The sequence below is a fragment of the Shinella yambaruensis genome (assembly GCF_022899355.1).
Lineage (GTDB): Bacteria > Pseudomonadota > Alphaproteobacteria > Rhizobiales > Rhizobiaceae > Shinella > Shinella yambaruensis.
The window spans coordinates 89,367-110,520 of the sequence record NZ_JALJCK010000003.1; the positions used below are offsets into that span (position 1 = coordinate 89,367).

A 21,154-nucleotide genomic window follows, 5' to 3' on the forward strand; every position below is an offset into this window, starting at 1 on the left:
TATTCGCCTGTCATCACCGATTTTTGAAGAGCGCATGCCCTTTCCCTCCGCCGGTCGTGATACATTTCCAAACCCCGGATGCACGGATAGGTGACGGCCATGCTGACAACGCTTGCCTTGCTGATGAGCCTGATGCCCGGCGCGGAACTCGCCGCCGCGGACCAGGAGGTGGATGTGGAGCTGGTGCTGGCGGTCGACGTCTCCGGCTCCATGGACCTCGAGGAGGCGCAGGTGCAGCGCGCCGGCTACGTCGATGCCCTGCGCCACCCCGACTTCATCAATGCCGTGCGCGACGGGCTGACCGGCCGCATCGCCATCAGCTATTTCGAATGGGCCGGCACGATCCGCGACAATTCCCTGGTGCCCTGGCAGATCATCTCCGGCCCGGAGGACGCCGACGCCTTCGCCGCCCAGCTCGAAGCCCGCCCGATCGCCACGCGCCGCGGCACGTCGATCTCCGGCGCCATCGCCTATGGCGCGCAACTCTTCGATGCCAACGGCTATACCGGCCTGCGCCGCGTCATCGATGTTTCCGGCGACGGCCCGAACAATTTCGGACCGCCGGTGACGCCGGCGCGCGACGCGGCGACCGCGCTCGGCATCATCATCAACGGTCTTGCCATCATGATCCGCCCCTCCGCCGCCTACGGCTCGCTCGACAACTACTATGCCAACTGCGTCATCGGCGGCCCCGGCGCCTTCGTGCTGCCGGTGCAGGAGCCGGAGGATTTCGCCATCGCCATCCGCCGCAAGCTGATCCTCGAAGTCAGCGGCGCCGAGCCGCCCGCCCGCATCATTCCGGCCGCCGGAGAACCGGCCGATTGCCTGATCGGCGAAAAGCTGAGGCCCAGCTACATGGAGCGCTTCTACCCGGAACTCGACCGCTGAGCCCTGTTCCACCCGAAACAGCGCCGCCCGGTCCCCCATGCGACAGTCACCCTACTGGATGAATGGTTCGTCCATTGACTGGTAGAGAGGAGACTGAAATGCGCAAGTTCATCATGTCCGCCGTTGTCGCGACCGTCGCAGCGGTGTCCTTCGCCGCCCCCTCGCAGGCCGGCGGCTTCTACATCGGCTTCGGCCATGGCTGGGGCGGCCATCACCACGGCTATGTCAGCCACTACCATGGCCATCACCGCCATTGCTTCTGGAAGAAGATCAAGCGCTACAACAAGTGGGGACACGTCGTCTACAAGCGCGTGAAGGTCTGCCGTTAAACACCGGCACCGGCGCGGTTTTCCGCGCAGAATCCGCCCTGCCCCGGCCGCCTCGCGGCCGGGATTTTTCCGTTACGAAAACACACGGCGTTCGCAACCTATTCCTTTTGAACGGAAATCGTGCTTATATTGAATGAACGTTCAGCAAAATACAGGGGAGCGACATGAACGAGATGATCCGCAATATCAGCGTTCCGAACGACTGGGACAGGAGCGGACTTCCCGGCTGGTGTTATCACAGCCCCGCCCTCCTCGAACTGGAGAAGCAGCATGTCTTCCGCGAGCACTGGCAGATCGCCTGCCACGTCTCCGATATTCCCGAGCCCGGCAACTACCTCGCCATGGACGTCGTCGGCGAGCGCGCGCTCATCCTGCGCGGGCAGGACGGCGCGGTGCGCGCCTTCCACAACATCTGCCGCCATCGCGGCTCGCGCCTCGTCGCCGACGAGAAGGGCAGCTGCCGCAACGCGCTGGTCTGTCCCTTCCACGGCTGGGTCTACAATCTCGACGGCACGCTGCGCGGCGCCGCGCGCCCCCGCAGCTTCCCGCCGCTCGACAAGAACGAGTTCGCGCTGAAGGCGCTGGAATGCGAGGTCTGGCAGGGCTTCGTCTTCATCCGCTTCGCGCCCGGCCCGCAGCCTTCCGTCGCCGAGCTGATGAAGCCCTTCGAGGCGGAGCTGGCGCACTACCGCACCGAGGAGATGATCCCGGCGGGCGACATCTGGACCCAGGAGACGCCCGTCAACTGGAAGTCCGTGCGCGACGTCGACAACGAGGGCTACCACGTCGCCATGGCCCATCCCGCCCTGCAGGACCTCTACGGCTCGACTTACTACGACGAACCCTTCGTCGACGGCCTCTGCCGCTCCTTCGCCACCTACAACCCGCATGCCGGCCGGCGCTGGAGCGTGCGCAACTACGTGAAGATCTCGCCGGAAAACCATGCGCTGCCCGAGCGGCTGCGCAAGGCCTGGATCTATTTCGGCCTGTTCCCGAACGCCGTCATCGCCGTCACGCCGGAGACCGTGCAGTTCTACCAGGAATTCCCGCTCGGTGTCGGCCGGACGCTGCTGCGCGGCGGCATCTATCGCTACCGGCAGGAGGAGCGCGCCCAGCGCCTCGCCCGCTACCTCGCCTTGCGCATCGACCGCGACACCCAGGCCGAGGACGTGCAGCTCACCGTCTGGTCGAACGAGGCGATGACCTCCAACGCCTTCGCCGGCTTCTACCTCTCCGACCTCGAATACGGCGTGCGCACCCATCACGACCATCTGCGCAAAGTGCTGCCGGTGGTGACGATGAAGGAGGCGCCGGAGGAGAAGGCGATGGCGGAGGCCAATGCCGGGCTGCGGCAAGGCTAGGTTTCTCCGATAGGCCGTGGGTGCCGCGTGGGTCCTCGGGTCAAGCCCGAGGATGACGATAGGAGAGAAGCACGGCGGGCAAAAGCGACATGGCCGCATGCCGCACCGCTTGACAGGTGGGAGCCTCCTCCTCCCCACCGTCATCCTCGGGCTTGACCCGAGGATCCGCATCACACCGCAGGCCCAACGCGAAGAGCCTCAGCCCTTCCAGAGCCCTTCGCGCGCCAGGTCGTCCATCGTCAGTTCGATCCCCTTGCGCAGGATCGCCGCCATGTCGTCGATCTGGGCGGAAGTGATGGTGAGCGGCGGCGACATCACGCACATGTTGATGAGCGGGCGCACCAGGAGGCCGAGTTCCTGGCAATGCCGGTCGATGCGCTTGCCGACCTCCAGGTCGAGCGTCAGCGGGTTCTTGCTGACCCGGTCGGCGACGCATTCCACGCAGGCCATCAGCCCGAGGCCGCGCACCTCGCCGACCAGCGGCAGGTCCTCCAGCGCCTTCAGGCTCGCCTGGAAATGATCGGTAATGGCACGCGCATGGTCGAGCAGCCCGTCCTCCAGGATGTCGAGGTTCTTCAGCGCCACCGCGCAGCCGACCGGATGGCTGGAATAGGTCAGCCCATGCGCGAACATCGCCTCCGAATGGTTCGAGCGGCGCAGTTCCTCGAAGAGGCGCCCGGCGATCATCACGCCGCCGAGCGGGAAATAGCCCGACGTCACGCCCTTGGCGAAGGTGATCATGTCCGGGTCGATGCCGAAGACGTCCTGCGAGGCGAAGACGTGGCCGAGACGGCCGAAGGCGGTCACCACCTCGTCGGCGATGAAGAGGATGTCGTTGGCGCGGCAGAGCGCGTGCATGCGCTTCAGGTAACCGGCGGGCGGCACGATGACGCCGCCGGATGCCATGACCGGCTCGGCGATGAAGGCGCCGATATGTTCCGCCCCCCTCTCCTCGATCACCGCGCGGAACTCCTCCACGAGGAAATCGCAGAAGGCCTCGACGCTCATGCCCTCCGGCCGGCGGAACGGATCGGGGCAGGACAGCTTGACGACGAGATCGGCGGCGCTGTCCATCCAGTCATGGTCGCGCGGCCGGCCGTTGAGCGAGGCGGAGAGGTACGTCGAGCCGTGATAGCCGCCCTGGCGCGAGACGATCAGCTTCTTCTCCGGCCGGCCCTTCACATTGTTGGCGAACTGCATGAAGCGCAGCGCCGTCTCGACCGCCGACGAGCCGCCGGTCGTGTAGAAGACATGGTCGATCCCGTCGGGCGCATGTTCGGCAAGGCGGGCGGAGAGCACGGCGGACGGCGCGTTGGTCGTGTACCAGGGCGAATTGTAGGAGAGCTCCATCGCCTGCGCGGCCATGACGTCGGCCAGTTGCCTGTTGCGATGGCCGGCATTGACGCACCACATGCCGGCAGGCCCGTCGATCAGGCGCCGGCCGGCGGCATCGGTCACATAGATGCCCTCGCCCGCCTCGATGCGCCCGCGCGCCTCCGCGCCGATGGAGCCGGAAACCGGCCAGGGCTGCACCAGATGGCGCTCGGCCAGCCGGGTGAGTTCGTCGCCGGCCGCCTCGTCGGCACGCCGGTCCTCGTTCGCCGTCTTCGGAATTGCCGCCATGTCCCTCTCCATCGATTATTTGCCAGAAAAAATCTCGGAACAACGATATGAAAGATTTTGGTTTTCCCAATCATATTGAATGTTCGTTCAATCAATATTGCAGAAACAGGGCTTGATTTCAACGGGGATTTCGGCGCATGCTGTCCACCAGGGAACAGCAGCGTGCCCGAGAAGGAGCACGCAGAGGCCGAAAAGGCGCAGGCGCATGGGAACGGGAAATCTCACGCTCTACGAGAGTTGTCGCGGCGGGAGTTGCGGCCGATGACGGCGGCGGCGTTCGGCGCGCTTGCCGATACGCCCTCCTCCGGGAGGCGCAAGGCCTGGATGCGCAGCGAGGAGGCCCGCGGCCTCGCCCTGATCTCGCCGACCTTCCTCTATGCACTGGCGCTGCTCTTCCTCCCGGTCCTCATCGTCATCGCCTACAGTTTCTGGACCCAGGACTATCTCGACATCGACCGCACCTTCACGCTGGAGAACTACCGGCAGGCCCTCACCGAGCCGATCTACCGTGACCTGTTCGTCCGCTCGCTGTGGATCTCGCTGACGGTCAGCATCGTCACCGTCGTCTTCTCCTATCCGGTCGCCTGGTTCATCTCCTTCCACGGCGGGGTGCACAAGAACCTCTGGCTCTTCCTCGTCACCGTGCCCTGCTGGACGAGCTATCTTCTGCGCGTCATGTCGTGGAAGGTCATCCTCGGCTATGGCGGCGTCATGAACACCGGCCTCATCTCGATGGGCCTCATCGACAAGCCGCTGACCTCGCTGCTCTACAATTCCAACGCCGTCGTCATCACGCTGGTGCACAGCTGGGCGGCCTTCGCCATCCTGCCGATCTACGTCTCGCTGCAGAAGATCGACCGCACGCTGATCGAGGCGGCGCGCGATCTCGGCGACAGCCGCCTGAAGGCCTTCCTGCGCATCACCCTGCCGGTCTCGCTGCCCGGCATCATCTCCGCCTTCCTGATCGTGATGATCCCGACCGTCGGCGACTATGTCACGCCGCGCCTCGTCGGCGGCAAGGACGGCGTGATGATCGCGACCGCCATCCAGGCGCAGTTCGGCAAGGCCGCCAACTGGCCGCTCGGCGCTGCCCTCTCCGTCACGACCATGGTGCTCGTTTCGCTGACGGCGGCGGCCGTCGTGCTGGCACTGAAGTTCACCGTCAGGAGGATCAGATGAGCCTCCTCACGCAGCGCCTGCGCGTCCTTCCGTTCCTGCCGGCCTATGTCGCGCTCTATTTCCTCTTCCTCTACCTGCCGATCCTGCTTCTGCCGGTCTTCTCCTTCAACGATGCGGCGACGACCACCTTCCCCCTCGCCGGCTTCACCACCAAGTGGTACGCCTCGCTCGCCGGCAATTCGGTCATGCTGCAAGCGGCCTGGAACAGTCTCGTCGTCGGCGTCGCCGTCTCGCTGCTCTCCACCGTGCTCGGCATCTGCGCCGCCCGCGCCATCACGCGCTACCGCTTCCGCGGCCAGAGGGCGGCGGCCGGCCTCATCATGGCGCCGCTCTTCCTGCCGGAGATCATCGTCGCCGTGTCGCTCTTGATGATCGTGCTCGCGATGGGCGTCGAACTGTCGCTGATCACGGTCATCCTCGGCCAGACGGTGTTCTGCGTGCCCTATGCCATGTCGGTGCTGGTCTCCGGCTTCGAGGGCTTCGACCGCAGCCTGGAGGAAGCCTCCTACGATCTCGGCGAGACCGCGATCGGCACCTTCCGGCGCGTCACGCTGCCGGTCGTCGCGCCGGCCATCGTCTCCAGCCTGCTCGTCACCTTCACCATCTCGCTCGACGAGTTCATCCTCGCCTTCTTCCTTTCCGGCACCGAGCCGACGCTGCCGGTCTATATCTGGGGGCAGTTGCGCTTCGCGGCGAAGCTGCCGGGCGTGCTGGCGCTCGGCAGCGTCATGCTCGTCGCCTCCATCCTGATGCTCACCCTTGCCGAGATCCTGCGCCGCCGGGCCGAGCGCCGCACGCAGATGGCATTCACGCTGCCTTAGAAACAGGAGCCGGACATGGCCGACCGCCCGATGATCGAGATCGCCAACGTGTCGAAGTTCTACGGCATCTACAAGGCGCTCGACGATGTCTCGCTCACCATCGGCGAAGGCGAGTTCTTCTCGCTGCTCGGGCCCTCCGGCTGCGGCAAGACCACGCTCTTGCGCTCCATCGCCGGCTTCGAGACACCGACGGCGGGCGAGATCTTCATCGACGGCGTGCCCTCCCTCGCGCTGCCGCCGAACCGGCGCCCGACCAACATGGTCTTCCAGAACTACGCCATCTTCCCCCATCTCGACGTCGCCGAAAACGTCGCCTACGGCCTGAAACGGCTGAGGCTTTCCGCGCAGGACGAGAGGAAGCGGGTGGGCGACGCGCTCGACCAGGTGCGCCTTTCCGGCCTCGGCCAGCGCAAGGCGCACGAACTCTCCGGCGGCCAGCGCCAGCGCGTGGCGCTCGCCCGCGCCCTCGTCATGCGGCCGAAGGTGCTGCTGCTCGACGAACCGCTCTCCGCCCTCGACAAGAAGCTGCGCGAGGAGATGCAGGTGGAGCTGCGCACGCTGCAGAAGGCCGTCGGCATCACCTTCATCCTCGTCACGCACGACCAGTACGAGGCGCTGGCGCTCTCCGACCGCATCGCCGTGATGTTCGGCGGCCGCATCGCGCAGATCGCCAGCCCGAAGGAGATCTACCAGCGCCCGCGCACCCGCAAGGTCGCCGATTTCCTCGGCGGCATGAATTTCCTGAAGGCGAAGGTGCTGGGAGAACAGGGCAACGCCGTCTCCGTCGACGCCGCGCGCTTCGGCGCCGTCAATCTCGACAAGCCGCAGGGTTTTGCCGCCACCAACGGCCACGTCACCGTCGGCATCCGCCCGGAACGGCTGCGGCTCCTGTGGGACGACGACCGCGCCCCGCATGAGCTTGCCGGCCGCATCGAGAACCGCGCCTATTTCGGCGAGGTCACACATCTGACGGTCGGCGTCGACGGTCTGGAACAGCCGCTCTCGCTGGTCGAGACGAACAGTTTCGGCGCCGACGACCTGCCGGTCGGCGCTGAGATCCGGCTGGCCTATGATCCGGAGGCGTTCGTGTTGCTGGCGGAGGATCCGCCGGTTACGCGCGTGTGAGTGGCCCCTCATCCCGCTGCCGCGACCTTCTCCCCGCAAGCGGGGAGAAGGAAGCTGGTGGTGACGCTTTTGCGATGATCGAAGGAAACCCTGCGGCAATGTCCCTTCTCCCCGCTTGCGGGGAGAAGGTGGCCGGCAGGCCGGATGAGGGGCCGCCGCCCCCTCTCAATACCCCGATTTGATCTTCTCGAACTCCGCGATCATCTTCTGCCGCAACTCCGTCGGGATCGGCGCCTGGAACAGGGTGTTGGCGACGAAGGCGTCGACGTCCGCATAGCCCTTGTCGGCGAGGATCTTCGGATCGACGGCGGCCATGCCCTTGGCGTTGGAATGGCCGTAGCCCCAGCTCTCGACCATATAGGCCGCAATGCCCGGATCGGTGACGGCGTTGAGGTAGTCATAGGCAAGATCTGCGCTGCCTTCGCCGCCCTTCAGCCGCGAATAGCCGCAGACCCAGGTGGACAGCCCCTCCTTGGTGTCCTTCTTGATGGCGACCGGCTGGCTTTCGGCCTGCAGCGTCGTCGCCGTCTCGTTCCAGGCCCAGGCGAGATCGACCTCGCCGCTCGCCAGCGCCTGGCTGAGGTCGGTATTGTCCGTCCAGTAGAGCCGCACGTTCTTGTGCACCTCGCGCAGGAAGGCGGAAGCCTCCTCGAACTGCGCGTCCGTCAGGCTCGCCCAGTCCTTGACGCCGATGGCAAGGCTCGCCAGCGCATAGGCATCGTCCACATTGTCGCCGATCGAGACACGGTCCTTGAACTTCGGATCGGCGAAGGCCCTGAGCGAGGCGATTTCTTCCGGCTTCACCGTGTCGGTACGGTAGGTCAGCACCGTGTTGCCCCATTCGAACGGCAGGAACCAGGCCGTGCCGTCGTCCGAGGTCATCAGGTTCTTCATGCCCTTGAAGGCCGGCAGGATATCGTTCCACGCGGCCAGCCTGGACGTGTCGAGCGGCTCGAGCAGCCCGGCCTCGCGCCATTTCACGATGCTCTGCGCGCAGGGATGCGCAAGATCGGCCTTGAAGCCGGAGCGCAGTTTCTGGAAGGCCTCCTCCTCGTCGCCGAAGAACGAGAAATCCGGCGAGCCGCCGTGCTTTTCCGTGTAGGCGGGGTGGAAGGCGGGGTCCTCGTAGCCGGACCAGTCGAAGACGGTGAGCGTATCGGCGGCAAGGGCTGGAAGGGCGGTTCCGAGGGCGAGGAAGGCGGCCAATGCCGCTATCGTGGTGCGTTTGGCCTTGTCTTTGGTCTTCATGCCGTACTCCTTCCCCGTTTCGGGTTCCCTATTGTGATTGTGGTCCTTGCAAGGTGAGATGCTTCGGGAAGATCGCGACGACGAAGGCGATCGCCGCCTCCAGCGCCTTTTCCCGCGTGGTGCCGTCGCCCATCATCAGGCGCAGCCACAGGCCCTCCAGCATGGCGCAGAGCGAGAGCGCCATCGGCTCCGGCTCGTAGGCGTAATCGCCCTCCGCCTTCAGCGCGGCGCAGAGCGAGATCACGGTCTCCTGGTATTTCACGTCGCGCGCGCCGCACAGCGCCTGGTAGGTCGGCCGGGACTTGGCCTCGCCCCAGAAGGCGCACCAGGCGGCAAGCTTGCGCTTGGTGCAGATCTTGCGGTCGAAATCCGCATGAACCAGTGCCCAGACGCGGCTCGCCGCATTCGGGCCGGCCTTTTCCAGCGCCGCGTTCCAATGGTCCGCATATTCCTCGGACATGAACTGCAGCGTGGCGATAAGCAGGTTTTCCTTGCTCTCGAAATGGAAGTTGACGATGCCGCGCGAAAGGCCGGCGCCGTCCGCGACATCCGCGAGCGTCGTGTCGGAATAGCCGCGCCTTGCAAGCGAATCGATCGTCGCCTCGACGAGCTGCTGCCGCCGCGTCTCCTTGGAGGCCTTGCGCCCCCGCTTCTCGCCGTCGCCCGAGCCCTGTTCAGCCCCGCCTGCCCGCATCTTCACCGCCACCTTGCCTTTGGGATTGCGCATCGTCACGGTCACGGGCGCACTCCCGCGGCCGGCCTGACGCCGCGCAGATGAGCCGGACAATGCTCCCCGCTGTCAAGAACCTTCTGCATGGCCGTCCAGGTGCGGATGTTTTTGGCGACATAGGCCTCGCCCACCGCCGCCACCGCCTCGGCATGGAGCGGCCCTTGCAGCCGCGCCAGCTCGCCGCGCGCCACCTCGCGATACCAGGCATTGCGGCTCTCCACCGTGCCGTCGGCAAATCCCGCCGCCGCCATCGCCTCAAGGTAGCGGCGCGGCGAGGCCATGCCGAAGCTCAGCCCTTCGGCGGCGATGTAGTCCTGCATGTCCGGGCTCGGCGCGCCGTCATGGCCGATCAGCCAGTCGGACGCGGCCAGAACGCCGCCCGGCTTCAGCACGCGGAAAAGCTCGGCGAACAGCGCCTCCTTGTCCGGCACGTGGATCATCGCATCCTTGGAGAAGACGACGTCGAACTCACTATCGTCGAACGGCAGGCGGCCCGGCGGGCTGGAGACGAAGCGCGCCACCGCGCAAAGCCCCGCACTTGCCGCAGCCGCCCGCGCCCGGTCGATGACCGGCTGCTCCACGTCGTAGCCGACGATCTCGGCCGGGCCGTGGGTCCTTGCGATATGCAGCGTGATGCCGCCTGCCCCGCAGCCGAAATCGAGGACGCGCCTGCCCTTCAAGTCGACGCCCGCAAGGACGCGATCGACCTCCGCCGGTCCGCCCGGCGAAAGATAGCCGTCGCCCCACAGGACCGCGAGGAAGCGGATCGCAGCCTCGTCATATTCCGGCTCCGCCGCCGCACCGTCCCTGCCCGTTGCCGTCATGGCCTCCGTCACCCTTCGGCCGCATGGCCGGCGCGCTTTTTCCCTGGCCGAAATTCTAGCGCATAATCAGGCGATTGCAAGATACTTGCTGAATGATCATTCAGAATATCTGGACAACATTTTGCTTTTGATGCAGCTTTTAGAAACAAGGGAGACATCAAAAATGCAAAAGTACGATGCCCTGATCGTCGGCGGCGGCCATAACGGGCTCGTCGCCGCCTGCTATCTCCAGCGCTCCGGCCTGAACGTCGCGGTGCTCGAAAAGAACGGCTGGGTCGGCGGGGCGGCGACGAGCCGCGAGCTGACCCCGGGCTTCCTCTACTCCAACTGTTCCTATGTCTGCTCCCTCTTCCGGCCGGAGATCATGCGCGACCTGGAACTGCCGAAACACGGCCTCCAGGTCATCGCCTACGAGGGCGGCGCGGTCTTCACCCGCGACGGCGACTACCTCGCCTCCTACCGCGACCACGACAGCCACCGCCGCGAATTCGCGCGCTATTCGAAGCGCGACGCCGAGGCCTACGAGCGCTACGCCCGCGACGTGACGCGCCAGTGCCGCTTCATCCAGCCGCTCCTGATGCGCACGGCGCCCGACCCCTTCGGTTTTCGCCCGCGCGACCTCTCCGAATTCCTCTATCTCGCCAGAAAGTTCGGCGAATTCAGCCCGCAGGAAATGGCCGAGACGCTGCGCTTCTGGACCATGTCGATCTCCGATTTCCTCGACGAATATTTCGAGACCGACGTCATCAAGGCCTATCTCGCGCTCTCGGGCATCATCGGCACCGCGCTCGGCCCCATGTCGCCCGGCACCGCCTATGTCCTGCTGCACCACTATATGGGCGAGGTAGACGGCTCCGTCGGCGCCTGGGGCTATGCGCGCGGCGGCATGGGCGCGGTGACGCAGGCGCTCGCCCGCTCCTTCGAGGCTTCCGGCGGCACCATCCGCACCGATGCCGAGGTCTCGAAAATCCTCACCCGCGGCGGCAGGACCACCGGCGTCGTGCTCGCCAATGGCGACGAAGTCAGCGCCCGCCTCGTCGTCTCGAATGCCGACGTGAAGCGCACCTTCCTCAAGCTCGTCGACGAGGACACGCTGCCCGGCGACTTCGTCCACCGGGTCAGGCATTTCAAGATGCGCGGCTCCTCCGGCAAGGTGAACATCGCGCTCGACAGCCTGCCGGCGTTCCCGGCTTTGCCGGAAGGCTCCTCCTGCATACGCGGCGACATGCATTTCACCGATTCGATCGAGCGCATGGAACGCGCCTATGACGACTGGAAGGCGGGCCGCTGGTCGGCCGATCCCTTCCTCGACATGGTGATCCCGACGACGCTCGACCCGACCATGGCCTCGCCGGGAAAGCACTTCATGAGCTGCTTCGTGCAGTACTGCCCGCCGAAGCTTCAGGGCCGCGACTGGACGGATGCCGACCGCGACGCCTTCGCCGAGACGGTGATCGGCCAGATCGCCGATTATTCGCCGGGCTTCCGCGAACGCATCGTGCATATGGAGGTGCGCACGCCGCGCGAGATCGAGAACGAGGTGGGCCTGACGGAGGGCAACATTTTCCAGGGCGAGCTCACCTTCGACCAGTTGCTCTTCAACCGGCCGGTGCCCGGCTACGCCCAGTACCGCAGCCCGATATCCGGCCTCTACATGTGCGGCTCCTCCACCCATCCGGGCGGCGGGGTGATGGGCGCGCCCGGCCGCAACGCCGCCGCCGAGATCCTGCGCGACCTGAAGCGTTCCCCCGAACAGATGAGCAAAGCCCATGACGTCATTTGATGCCATCGTGATCGGCGCCGGCCACAACGGCCTTGCCGCCGCCACCCGCCTCGCCAGGGGCGGCCGCAGGGTCCTGGTGCTGGAAGCGGCGAACGAGCCGGGCGGGGCGACGCGCGGCCGCGAGTTCGCGCCCGGCTTCCGCTCCGCCGGCCTCGCCCATCTCGTCAACCGGCTCGATGCGGACGTGGCGCGCGACATCGGCCTCGACCTTGCCGGCGCCGATACCTTGCTGCCGACCACGGTTCTCGACGGCTCGGGAAAGGCCGCCGTGCTGCACGGCGCCTATGGCGAGCGCATCGACGGCGTCTCACCCGGGGAAGCGGACGCCTTCGCGGCCCTGCGCAGGAAGCTGGTCTTCCAGGCGGGCATCCTGAAGCGGTTCCTCCGCCGCCCGCCGCCGCAGATCGGCGCGCTCTCGCTCGGCGACCTCTCCACCTTCGCCGCTACCGGCTTCGGCCTCATCCGCAAGGGGCGCGGCGAGGGCCGCGATTTCCTGCGCATGCTGCTGATGAACGTCGCCGACGTCGCCGACGAATATCTTTCGGACGACCGGCTGAAGGGCCTCCTCGCCTTCGATGCGACGCTCGGCATCCATCTCGGCCCCCGCTCGCCGACCTCCCTGCTCGGCCTCTACTATCGCCTGACCGGCGAGGTCGCGGGCAAGGCCGGCGGCCAGTTCGTGCCGGCAGGCGGCATGGCGCGCGTCGCGCCCGCCTTCCTGCGCGCCGCCGAAAAGGCCGGCGTCACCCTGCGCTGCGGCACGTCCGTCGGCCGCATCCTCGCCGATCGCGGCCGGGCGAGCGGCGTGGTTCTCGGCGACGGCACGGAGATCGTTGCCCCCGTCATCGTCTCGGCTATCCACCCGCAGACGACCTTCCTCCGCCTCGTCGATCCCGCCGAAAGCGGCACCGGTTTCGTGCGCTCGGTGAAGAACGTGCGCAGCCACGGCAATGTCGCCAAGCTCGACCTCGCGCTCGACCGCATCCCGAACTTCACCGGCCTGCCGGCGGAAGCCCGCGGCGGGCGCATCGTGCTGGTGCGCTCGATGGAGCAGGTCGAGGAGGCCTTCAACCCGGCGAAGTACGGCGAATTCTCCAGCGACCCCGTCATGGAGGTGACATTGCCGAGCCTTGCCGACCCGTCATTGGCGCCCAGCGGCGGCTGCACAGTGTCGGCACTCGTGCAATATGCGCCCTACCGCCTCAAGGCGGGCTGGGAGAGCGGCAAGCCGGCCTTCCTCAGGATCGTGCTCGACACGCTGGAACGCCATGCGCCTGGCCTCGGAAAGTCCGTGGTCGCGGCCAGCCTGATGACGCCGGTCGATATCGAGACGGAATACAACCTGCCGGGCGGCCATTGGCATCACGGCGAATTGCAGGCCGACCAGCTGCTCGTCAACCGGCCGACCGGCGCCGCCTCCGGTTACCGCACGCCCATCGAAGGCCTTTATCTCGCGAGCGCCGGGGCGCATCCGGGCGGCGGCATTTCCGGCCTGCCGGGCTGGAACGCGGCCCGCCACATCCTTTCGGGAGCGAGCGCATGAACGCCATGACGAAATCCGCCGCGGAGCTGCGCCGCGCCGCCCGCAACCATATCCTCGCGCCGCGGCTCGAAAGCCCGTTCCATGATCGTCTGATGGCGCTGAGCGAGGTCAACGACTGGTACAACTGGGCGGGCTACAAGGCGCCGCATGCGCTGTTCGACGGCGAACTCGAATATTTCGCCATCCGCTCCACCGCCGCCCTCTTCGACATCTCGCCGATGGTGAAGTACCGCATCGCCGGCCCGGACGCCGAGCGCTACCTCAACCGGCTGACCCTACGCGACGTGCGCAAGCTCGGCGTGAACCGCGTGCACTACACCGCCTGGTGCGACGACCACGGCCATGTGCTGGACGACGGCACGCTCTTCCGCCTCGGCAAGAACGAATTCCGCCTCTGCTGCCAGGAACGCCACCTGCCCTGGCTCCTCGACAGCGCCTTCGGCTTTGCGGTCGACATCCACGAGGAGACGGAGGAGATCGCCGGCCTCGCCCTGCAGGGGCCGACGAGCTACGCGGTGCTGCGCGATGCCGGGTTTGCCGGTGTTGAGCAATTGAAACCCTTCCATATAGGCGCCTTCCCGCATGAGGACGGCGACGTGACCATATCGCGCACCGGCTTCACCGGCGATCTCGGCTACGAACTCTTCGTGCCCCGCGCCAGGGCGCTTTCCTTGTGGGACCGGGTGTGGCGCGCCGGCGCGCCGCACACGATCCGCGCCATCGGCTACGGCGCGCTCAACCAGGCGCGCATCGAGGCCGGCTTCATCGTCGCCAATACGGATTTCGTCACCGCCGAGGGGGCGCTGCGCGCCGACCGGGTGCGCATGCCGGACGAGATCGGCCTCGACTGGCTGGTCGATCCGGACAAGCCGAATTTCAACGGGCGCCGGGCGATCCTCGACGCGCGGCGGAATCAATCTCTCAAGCACATCCTCGTCGGCCTTGAAATCGAAGGGAATATTCCCGCCGAGCATGCCATCGTCTATCATCGGCAAAAGCACGAGGCGGGCCTCGTCACCGCCGCGATCTGGTCGCCGACGGCCAAGCGCAACATCGCCATCGCCAGCCTCGAACGGCCCTACGGATCGAAGTTCACGGAGGACCTTTGGGTGGAGATCTATGCGATGCGGGAGCTGAAATACCAGAAGCTGATGAAACGGGCGAAGATCGTGCCGCGCCCCTTCGTCAGGCTCGCCCGACGCACAGCAAGCCCGCCGGGCCTCACCTGACATGGACGAGGAGACCCGCCGCAACTGGGAGATCATCGCCATGCCGCCCGGCGCCGAATGGTCCGGGCGCGCGCGCTATGCGGCGGCCATGTATTTCTGCCAGCGCGGCGAGATGGCGCCGGAGGTGCTGGAGGTCTACCGCATCTGTTCGCGGCTCGATGCGGAGGACCCGGTTTCCGTGCTGCGGCGCTGGAAGATCGGCGGCGAGTGGATCGAACGGCTCGAGGCCTATCGCGCCGAGGGGGCGTGCGAGGAATAGGTCGCGAACAGGCGGCGGAGGGCATCCCTGCCTTCGCTGGCGATATCGAACCTGCGGCCGAACAGCAGCCATTCCGAGCACAGGCCCTTGATGACCCAGCGCAGCATGGAGGCCGCCGAGCGCGGCGTCCAGCAGGCGCAGAGTTTTCCCTGTTTCTCCGCCTTGGCGAAGGCGGCTTCCAGCGCCTGCATGTGCTCGTCGTCGAGATCGTTCTGCCGCTCGGAGATCGCGGAAAATTCGCCGGACGTATCGCAGCGCAGGAGGATCGACAGGATGCGCTGGCGGTGCTCGTCGGTGGCGAGCAGTTCGAGCCATTCGCGGCCGACCCGTTCGAGCACCGCGAAGACATCGGCGTTTTCGGCTTCCAGCTCGCGGGCGATCAGGTCCTCCTGCGGCATGGGCAGCGAATTGTAGAGCTCCAGCACGAGATCCGCCCGGTTGGCGAAGTGCCAGTAGATGGCGCCGCGGGTGACCCCCGCGGCACGCGCCACATCCTCCATGGAGGCATGGGCGACACCTTTTTCGTAGAAGACCTTTTCTGCCGCCAGCAGGATCTGCTGGCGGGTTTCCTTGGCCTCTGCCTTGGTCCGGCGCATGGCGGCTTACTCCGCCGGGCTTGCCGCCGGTGCCGGCTCCTCCTTTTTCTTCCTGCCGTAGCCGAACAGCTTCATCACGAAGACGAAGAAGACCGGCACGAAGAAGATGGCGAGCACGGTGGCGGTGATCATGCCGCCCATCACGCCCGTGCCGATGGCGCGCTGGCTGCCCGAGCTTGCGCCCGTCGCGATCGCCAGCGGCAGGACGCCGAGCGTGAAGGCCAGCGAGGTCATCAGGATCGGCCGGAAGCGCAGGTGGCAGGCCTCGATCGTCGCGTCGATCAGCGACCTGCCCTCCGCCATCAGGTCCTTGGCGAACTCGATGATCAGGATGGCGTTCTTCGCCGAAAGGCCGATGATCGCGATCAGGCCGACCTTGAAGTACACGTCGTTCGACATGTCGCGCAGCGTGACCGCGATGACCGCGCCGATGACGCCGAGCGGCACGACGAGGATGACCGCGAACGGGATCGACCAGCTTTCATAGAGTGCCGCAAGGCACAGGAACACCAGGAGGATCGAAAGGCCGACGAGGATCGGCGCCTGCGAACCGGACTGGATTTCCTGCAGGGACTGGCCCGTCCACTCATAGCCGAAGCCCGGCGGAAGCTGGGCGGCAAGCCGCTCCATCTCGGCGATGGCATCGCCCGAGGAGAAGCCCGGCTTGGTGTCGCCGCTGAAGCGGACGGACGGATAGCCGTTGTAGCCGACCGTCTGCGTCGGCGCCTTCACCCATTCCACGCTCGCAAAGGCCGAGATCGGCACCATGCCGCCGTTCGAATTGCGCACGTTGAGGTTCAGGAGGTCGGCCACCTGCATGCGCTCGCCCTGGTCCGCCTGCACCGTCACGCGCTGCATGCGCCCGGCATTCGGGAAGTCGTTGACATAGGTCGAGCCGAGGTTTGTCGAGATCGTCGAGTTGATGTCGGCGAAGGTCACACCGAAGGTGTTGGCCTTCTCGCGATCGATCATGACGTTGACCTGCGCGGCATCCGGCATGCCTTCGACGCGCACGCCCGCCACGACATTGCTCTGCGCGGCAAGGCCGAGAAGCTGGTCGCGGGCCGCCGAGAGCGCCTCCTGGCCGAGGCCGCCGCGGTCCTGCAGGCGGAAGGAGAAGCCGCCCGTCGTGCCGAGACCCTGGATCGGCGGCGGCGACAGCGCGAAGCTGATCGCGTCCTTGATCTGGCTCATCGCGACGGTCGCCCGGCCGGCGATCGCCTGCGCGGCGTTTTCCGGTCCGCGCTCGCTCCAGTCCTTCAGCGTCACGAAGGCTAGGCCGGCATTCTGGCCCGCACCGAAGAAGGAGAAGCCGTTGATGCCGACGATGGTGTCGACCGCCGTTTCCTGGCCGAAGATCTTCTCGGTCTGGGACAGCACCTCGTCCGTGCGGTGGCCGGTCGCTTCCGAGGGCAGCTGCATCATGACGATGACGAAGCCCTGGTCCTCATCCGGCAGGAACGAGGACGGCAGCTTCATGAACATGTAGCCGAGGCCCGCGAGGATGGCGAGGTAGATCACCATGAACCGGCCGGCACGGCGGATCAGCCAGCCGACGCTGCCGCTATAGCTCCTCGACGTCCTGTCGAAGCTGCGGTTGAACCAGCCGAAGAAGCCGCGCTTGGCATGGTGATGCCCCTTCGGCACCTGCTTGAGGAAGCTGCCGGCCAGCGCCGGCGTCAGCGAGAGCGCCAGGAACGCCGAGAACAGGATCGAGACGACCATCGTCAGCGAGAACTGCTGGTAGATGACGCCGACCGCGCCCGGGAAGAAGCCCATCGGGATGAACACCGAGGCGAGCACAAGCGTGATGCCGATGACGGCGCCGGTGATCTGCTTCATCGCCTTGCGGGTCGCCTCCTTCGGCGGCAGGCCTTCTTCCGACATGATGCGCTCGACGTTCTCCACGACGATGATCGCATCGTCGACGAGGATACCGATGGCAAGCACCATGGCGAACATGGTCAGAACGTTGATCGAGAAGCCCATGGCAAGCATGACGGCGCAGGTGCCGAGCAGCGCCACCGGAACGACGAGCGTCGGGATGATCGTGTAGCGGATGTTCTGCAGAAACAGGAACATCACGAGGAACACCAGGCCGACGGCCTCGAGCAGCGTGTGCAGCACCTTCTCGATCGAGACCTTCACGAAGGGCGAGGTATCGTAGGGAATCGAATATTCGAGGCCCGGCGGGAAGAACTGCGCCAGTTCGTCCATGCGCGCCTTGATCGCCTCCGATGTCTGCATGGCATTGCCGGTCGGCGAGAGCTGCACGCCGATCGCCGCCGAAGGCTGGCCGTTGAGACGGGTCGAGAAGGAATAGGTTTCGCCGCCCACCTCGACGCGGGCAACGTCACGCAAGCGCACGGCCGAGCCGTCCGCATTGGCACGCAGCACGATGGAGCCGAATTCTTCCGGCGTCGTCAGCTGCCCCTTGATGTTGACGGGCGCTGCGATCTGCTGGGTGATCGGGTTCGGCTGGGCGCCGATGGAACCGGCGGCGATCTGCGCGTTCTGCGCCTGCACGGCGGCGGTGATGTCGGCCGCCGTCAGGTTGAGCCCGAGCATCTTGTCGGGGTCCAGCCAGATGCGCATGGAGCGCTGCGTGGCGAAGAGCTGTGCACGGCCGACGCCCGGCACGCGCTGGATTTCGGAAAGGATGTTGCGGTTGAGATAGTCGCCGAGGCTGATGGCGTCCATCGAGCCGTCGGTGGAGGTCAGCGAGACGATCAGGAGGAAGCCGGAGCCCGCCTCCTCCACCTGCACGCCCTGGCGGCGCACGGAATCGGGAAGGCGCGGCTCGACGCGGCTGATGCGGTTCTGCACGTCGACCGAAGCCTGGCTCGGATCGGTGCCGGGCGCGAAGGTGATGTTGATCTCGGCCGAGCCCGCGGCGCTCGAGGTCGATTCGAAATAGAGCATGCCCTCGACGCCGTTCAGCTCATCCTCGATGAGCTTGGTGACGCTCTGATAGGTGTCCTGCGAGGAGGCGCCGGAATAGGTGGTCGAGACCGAGATCTGCGGCGGCGCCACGTCCGGATATTGCGCGATCGGCAGAAGCGGGATGGAGATGGCGCCGGCGATCATGATGAAGATCGCCACGACCCAGGCGAAAATCGGCCTGTCGATGAAAAAGCTGGGCATCGTCCGGATCCTTACTTTGCCTGCTCGGCCTTGGCGGCGTCGTCGCCGCCTTCGGCCTTGCCGGTCTCGCCGGTCTGGGCAGCGCCCTCCGTGGTGGCGGCGTCGCCCGCCTGGGCCGCGCCGCCTTCGGCAGCCGGCTGCTGGGCGCCGGCGACCGCGCCCGGGTTCCATTCCGCCGGAACGACTTCACCGCCCGGCTGAACCTTCTGGAAGCCTTCGACGATGATCTTCTCGCCATCCTTCAGGCCATCGGTGATGACCCAGCGCGTGCCGGCCGCGCGGCCGACGCGGACGCTGCGGGTGCCGGCCTTGTTGTCGGCGGAGACGACATAGACGAGCGCGCTGCCCGACGAGTCGCGCTGGACGGCCTGCTGCGGCACGAGCACGGCATTCTTCTCGATGCCCTGCTCGATCTGCACGCGCACATACATGCCCGGCAGCAGGTCGCCGTCCGGGTTCGGGAATTCGCCGCGCAGCGTCACCTGGCCGGTCGTCTCGTCGACGGCGGCCTCGGAGAACAAGAGCTTGCCCGGATGCGGATAGGCCGAGCCGTCGTCCAGCACCAGCTTGACGTCGGCGGAATTGTTGTCGGCCATCAGGTCGCCGTCCTCCAGCGCCTTGCGCAGGCGCATGAGATCGGTCGCCGACTGGGTGAAGTCGGCATAGACCGGATCGAGCTGCTGGATCGTCGCGAGGTTCTCCGTGCCGTTCGCCGACACCAGAGCGCCCTCGGTGATGAGCGCGCGGCCGATGCGGCCGCTGATCGGCGCCTTGACCTCGGTATATTCGAGATTGAGCTTCGCGGTCGCAAGGCTCGCCTCGGCGATCGCGACATCCGCATCCGCCTGCGCCAGCTGGGCGACGGCGTCGTCATAGGTCTGCGCGGAGGCGACGTTCGACTTGCGCAGCTGCTCCTGACGCTCGGCCGTGTTCCGCGCCTGGGCCTGGACGGCCTTGGCACGGCGCAGCGTCGCCTCGGCGCTGTCGACCTGCACCTGGAACGGCGCGGGGTCGATGCGGTAGAGCACGTCGCCTTCCTTGACCTGCGAGCCCTGCTCGAAGATGCGCTCGATGACGATGCCGGTCGCCCGCGGGCGGACCTCGGCCGTGCGCGTCGCCGCGATACGGCCGGGAAGGTCATTGGTGATCGGCACGTCTTCCGTCTTCACGGCGACGACGGCCACCTGCGGCGGCGGAAACGCAAAGCCGCCCTGCGGCGCCTGCTCGTCCTGACAGCCGGCGAGAATCAGAAGGGCGCCGAAGGTCGCAATCGAAATCGGTCTCGTGAAACGCATGGGTTCTTCCATAAGCGGTGCCGCCCGAAGCGCGGCAGGGTCCTGAAAACGTGAAGATGCGGTGATCGCAGGACCACCGCATCGCAACATACAAACAACGCTGTATGTTAGTTTCTGACGTTTGACAATCACTGCCGCGGCGCCAATCACGGACTTGTGATGAGGGTCCTCATCGTATGGCACGACCATTTGCATCGAAGCGATGCAGCTGATTTTCCGCCGGCGTGGCGAAGACCACATCGTCCGGTTGATAGTGGTGCTCCCCGAACAGGCGGACGGTGAAGGCCCCGACCTTCTCCGATTCCAGGTAGACGATGGTGTCGGCGCCGAGATGCTCGACATGCACGGCTTTCGCCTGCCAGTCGCCGCTCTCGCGCGACAGCGTGATGTGCTCCGGGCGCACGCCGATGGTCTTGGCGTCGGAGGCGCCGAGGCGCCCCGCGTCGATGAAGTTCATGCCCGGGGAGCCGATGAAGCCGGCGACGAAGAGGTTGGCCGGCCGATTGTAGAGCTCCATCGGCGAGCCGACCTGCTGGATGACGCCCGCATCCAGCACCACGATCTTGTCCGCCAGCGTCATCGCCTCGACCTGGTCGTGCGTGACGTAGATCATGGTGGCCTTCAACTCGCGGTGCAGCCGGGCGATCTCGAGGCGGGTGTTGACGCGAAGCGCCGCATCCAGGTTGGACAGCGGCTCGTCGAACAGGAACAGCTTCGGCTCGCGCACGATGGCGCGGCCGATGGCGACGCGCTGGCGCTGGCCCCCGGACAGTTCCGCCGGACGGCGGGCGAGGTACTTTTCCAGCGACAGCATGCCCGAGGCCTTGGCGACGCGCTTTTCGATTTCGTCCTTCGGGGCGCCCGCCTGCTTGAGGCCGAGGCCCATATTGTCCTTGACCGTCAAGTGCGGATAGAGCGCGTAGGACTGGAACACCATGGCGATGCCGCGTTTTGCCGGCGGCACGGTCACGACTTCCGTGCCATTGATGGTGATCGAGCCGGAGGTCGCATCCTCGAGGCCGGCGATGATGCGCAGCAGCGTGGACTTGCCGCAGCCCGAGGGGCCGACGAAGATGACGAATTCGCCGTCCTTCACGTCGAGGTCGATGCCCTTGATCACGTCGACATTGCCGAAGGACTTGCGTACGGATTTGAGTTGAAGAGAGCCCACTGATAT

18 protein-coding genes are annotated in these 21,154 nt (G+C 66.2%); 10 read left to right on the forward strand and 8 right to left on the reverse strand.

What is annotated here, in order from left to right; all coding sequences use genetic code 11:
- Positions 1–99 precede the first annotated feature (99 nt).
- From MUU56_RS07685 to MUU56_RS07695, 3 genes are all read left to right on the forward strand, one after another.
- The gene (locus MUU56_RS07685) at positions 100–888 is read left to right on the forward strand and encodes a DUF1194 domain-containing protein (RefSeq protein WP_244766735.1); all 789 of its coding nucleotides are present in this window, start codon (positions 100–102) and stop codon (positions 886–888) included.
- A 98-nt stretch (positions 889–986) separates the two neighbouring features.
- Complete coding sequence (locus MUU56_RS07690) at positions 987–1,217, forward strand: hypothetical protein (protein WP_244766736.1); 231 nt, start codon at positions 987–989, stop codon at positions 1,215–1,217.
- Positions 1,218–1,381: 164 nt separating this feature from the next.
- Positions 1,382–2,578: an aromatic ring-hydroxylating oxygenase subunit alpha gene (locus tag MUU56_RS07695; RefSeq protein ID WP_244766737.1), complete on the forward strand. Its 1,197-nt coding sequence runs from the start codon at positions 1,382–1,384 to the stop codon at positions 2,576–2,578.
- A 198-nt stretch (positions 2,579–2,776) separates the two neighbouring features.
- Here the strand turns inward: MUU56_RS07695 and MUU56_RS07700 are convergent, their stop codons facing one another.
- The gene (locus tag MUU56_RS07700) at positions 2,777–4,201 is read right to left on the reverse strand and encodes an aminotransferase (protein WP_244766738.1); all 1,425 of its coding nucleotides are present in this window, start codon (positions 4,199–4,201) and stop codon (positions 2,777–2,779) included.
- Positions 4,202–4,462: 261 nt separating this feature from the next.
- On the opposite strand from MUU56_RS07700, the gene MUU56_RS07705 reads away from it, so the two are divergent.
- Genes MUU56_RS07705 through MUU56_RS07715 form a run of 3 tightly spaced genes read left to right on the forward strand, consistent with a single transcriptional unit; the run spans position 4,463 to position 7,326 of the window.
- The gene (locus MUU56_RS07705; protein WP_244766739.1) at positions 4,463–5,380 is read left to right on the forward strand and encodes an ABC transporter permease; all 918 of its coding nucleotides are present in this window, start codon (positions 4,463–4,465) and stop codon (positions 5,378–5,380) included.
- A complete protein-coding gene (locus MUU56_RS07710) occupies positions 5,377–6,201 on the forward strand; it encodes an ABC transporter permease (RefSeq protein WP_244766740.1) in 825 nt (274 codons plus the stop codon). Before MUU56_RS07705 ends, MUU56_RS07710 begins: the two co-directional genes overlap by 4 nt.
- A gap of 30 nt (positions 6,202–6,231) precedes the next feature.
- Positions 6,232–7,326: an ABC transporter ATP-binding protein gene (locus MUU56_RS07715; protein WP_244767145.1), complete on the forward strand. Its 1,095-nt coding sequence runs from the start codon at positions 6,232–6,234 to the stop codon at positions 7,324–7,326.
- A 165-nt stretch (positions 7,327–7,491) separates the two neighbouring features.
- Here the strand turns inward: MUU56_RS07715 and MUU56_RS07720 are convergent, their stop codons facing one another.
- Genes MUU56_RS07720 through MUU56_RS07730 form a run of 3 tightly spaced genes read right to left on the reverse strand, consistent with a single transcriptional unit; the run spans position 7,492 to position 10,128 of the window.
- Positions 7,492–8,574 (reverse strand): extracellular solute-binding protein, encoded by a 1,083-nt coding sequence (locus MUU56_RS07720; RefSeq protein ID WP_244766741.1) that lies wholly within the window; start codon positions 8,572–8,574, stop codon positions 7,492–7,494.
- Positions 8,575–8,602: 28 nt separating this feature from the next.
- Positions 8,603–9,268: a TetR family transcriptional regulator C-terminal domain-containing protein gene (locus MUU56_RS07725; protein WP_244767146.1), complete on the reverse strand. Its 666-nt coding sequence runs from the start codon at positions 9,266–9,268 to the stop codon at positions 8,603–8,605.
- A gap of 41 nt (positions 9,269–9,309) precedes the next feature.
- Positions 9,310–10,128, reverse strand: coding sequence for a methyltransferase domain-containing protein (locus MUU56_RS07730; RefSeq protein ID WP_244766742.1), 819 nt, complete (start codon positions 10,126–10,128; stop codon positions 9,310–9,312).
- A 163-nt stretch (positions 10,129–10,291) separates the two neighbouring features.
- On the opposite strand from MUU56_RS07730, the gene MUU56_RS07735 reads away from it, so the two are divergent.
- The 4 genes from MUU56_RS07735 to MUU56_RS07750 are packed head-to-tail and all read left to right on the forward strand — an operon-like array spanning position 10,292 to position 14,942.
- Complete coding sequence (locus MUU56_RS07735; RefSeq protein WP_244766743.1) at positions 10,292–11,911, forward strand: phytoene desaturase family protein; 1,620 nt, start codon at positions 10,292–10,294, stop codon at positions 11,909–11,911.
- Complete coding sequence (locus MUU56_RS07740; protein WP_244766744.1) at positions 11,898–13,454, forward strand: phytoene desaturase family protein; 1,557 nt, start codon at positions 11,898–11,900, stop codon at positions 13,452–13,454. Before MUU56_RS07735 ends, MUU56_RS07740 begins: the two co-directional genes overlap by 14 nt.
- Positions 13,455–13,459: 5 nt before the next feature.
- Positions 13,460–14,683 carry an aminomethyl transferase family protein gene (locus tag MUU56_RS07745; protein ID WP_244767147.1) on the forward strand — a complete coding sequence of 408 codons (1,224 nt, stop codon included), beginning with the start codon at positions 13,460–13,462 and terminating at the stop codon, positions 14,681–14,683.
- Position 14,684: 1 nt separating this feature from the next.
- Entirely contained in the window at positions 14,685–14,942 is a 258-nt protein-coding gene (locus tag MUU56_RS07750) for an aminopeptidase (protein WP_244766745.1), read from the forward strand.
- Here MUU56_RS07750 and MUU56_RS07755 read toward each other — a convergent pair.
- The 4 genes from MUU56_RS07755 to MUU56_RS07770 form a co-directional block, all read right to left on the reverse strand.
- Positions 14,912–15,538, reverse strand: a complete 627-nt coding sequence (locus MUU56_RS07755) for a TetR family transcriptional regulator (protein WP_244766746.1) — start codon at positions 15,536–15,538, stop codon at positions 14,912–14,914. The two genes, MUU56_RS07750 and MUU56_RS07755, sit on opposite strands and share 31 nt — an antisense overlap.
- 6 nt (positions 15,539–15,544) lie before the next feature.
- Positions 15,545–18,682, reverse strand: a complete 3,138-nt coding sequence (locus tag MUU56_RS07760; protein WP_244766747.1) for an efflux RND transporter permease subunit — start codon at positions 18,680–18,682, stop codon at positions 15,545–15,547.
- An 11-nt stretch (positions 18,683–18,693) separates the two neighbouring features.
- Entirely contained in the window at positions 18,694–19,977 is a 1,284-nt protein-coding gene (locus tag MUU56_RS07765) for an efflux RND transporter periplasmic adaptor subunit (protein ID WP_398431832.1), read from the reverse strand.
- Positions 19,978–20,146: 169 nt separating this feature from the next.
- Positions 20,147–21,148: an ABC transporter ATP-binding protein gene (locus MUU56_RS07770; RefSeq protein ID WP_244766749.1), complete on the reverse strand. Its 1,002-nt coding sequence runs from the start codon at positions 21,146–21,148 to the stop codon at positions 20,147–20,149.
- Between the last annotated feature and the right edge of the window lie 6 nt (positions 21,149–21,154).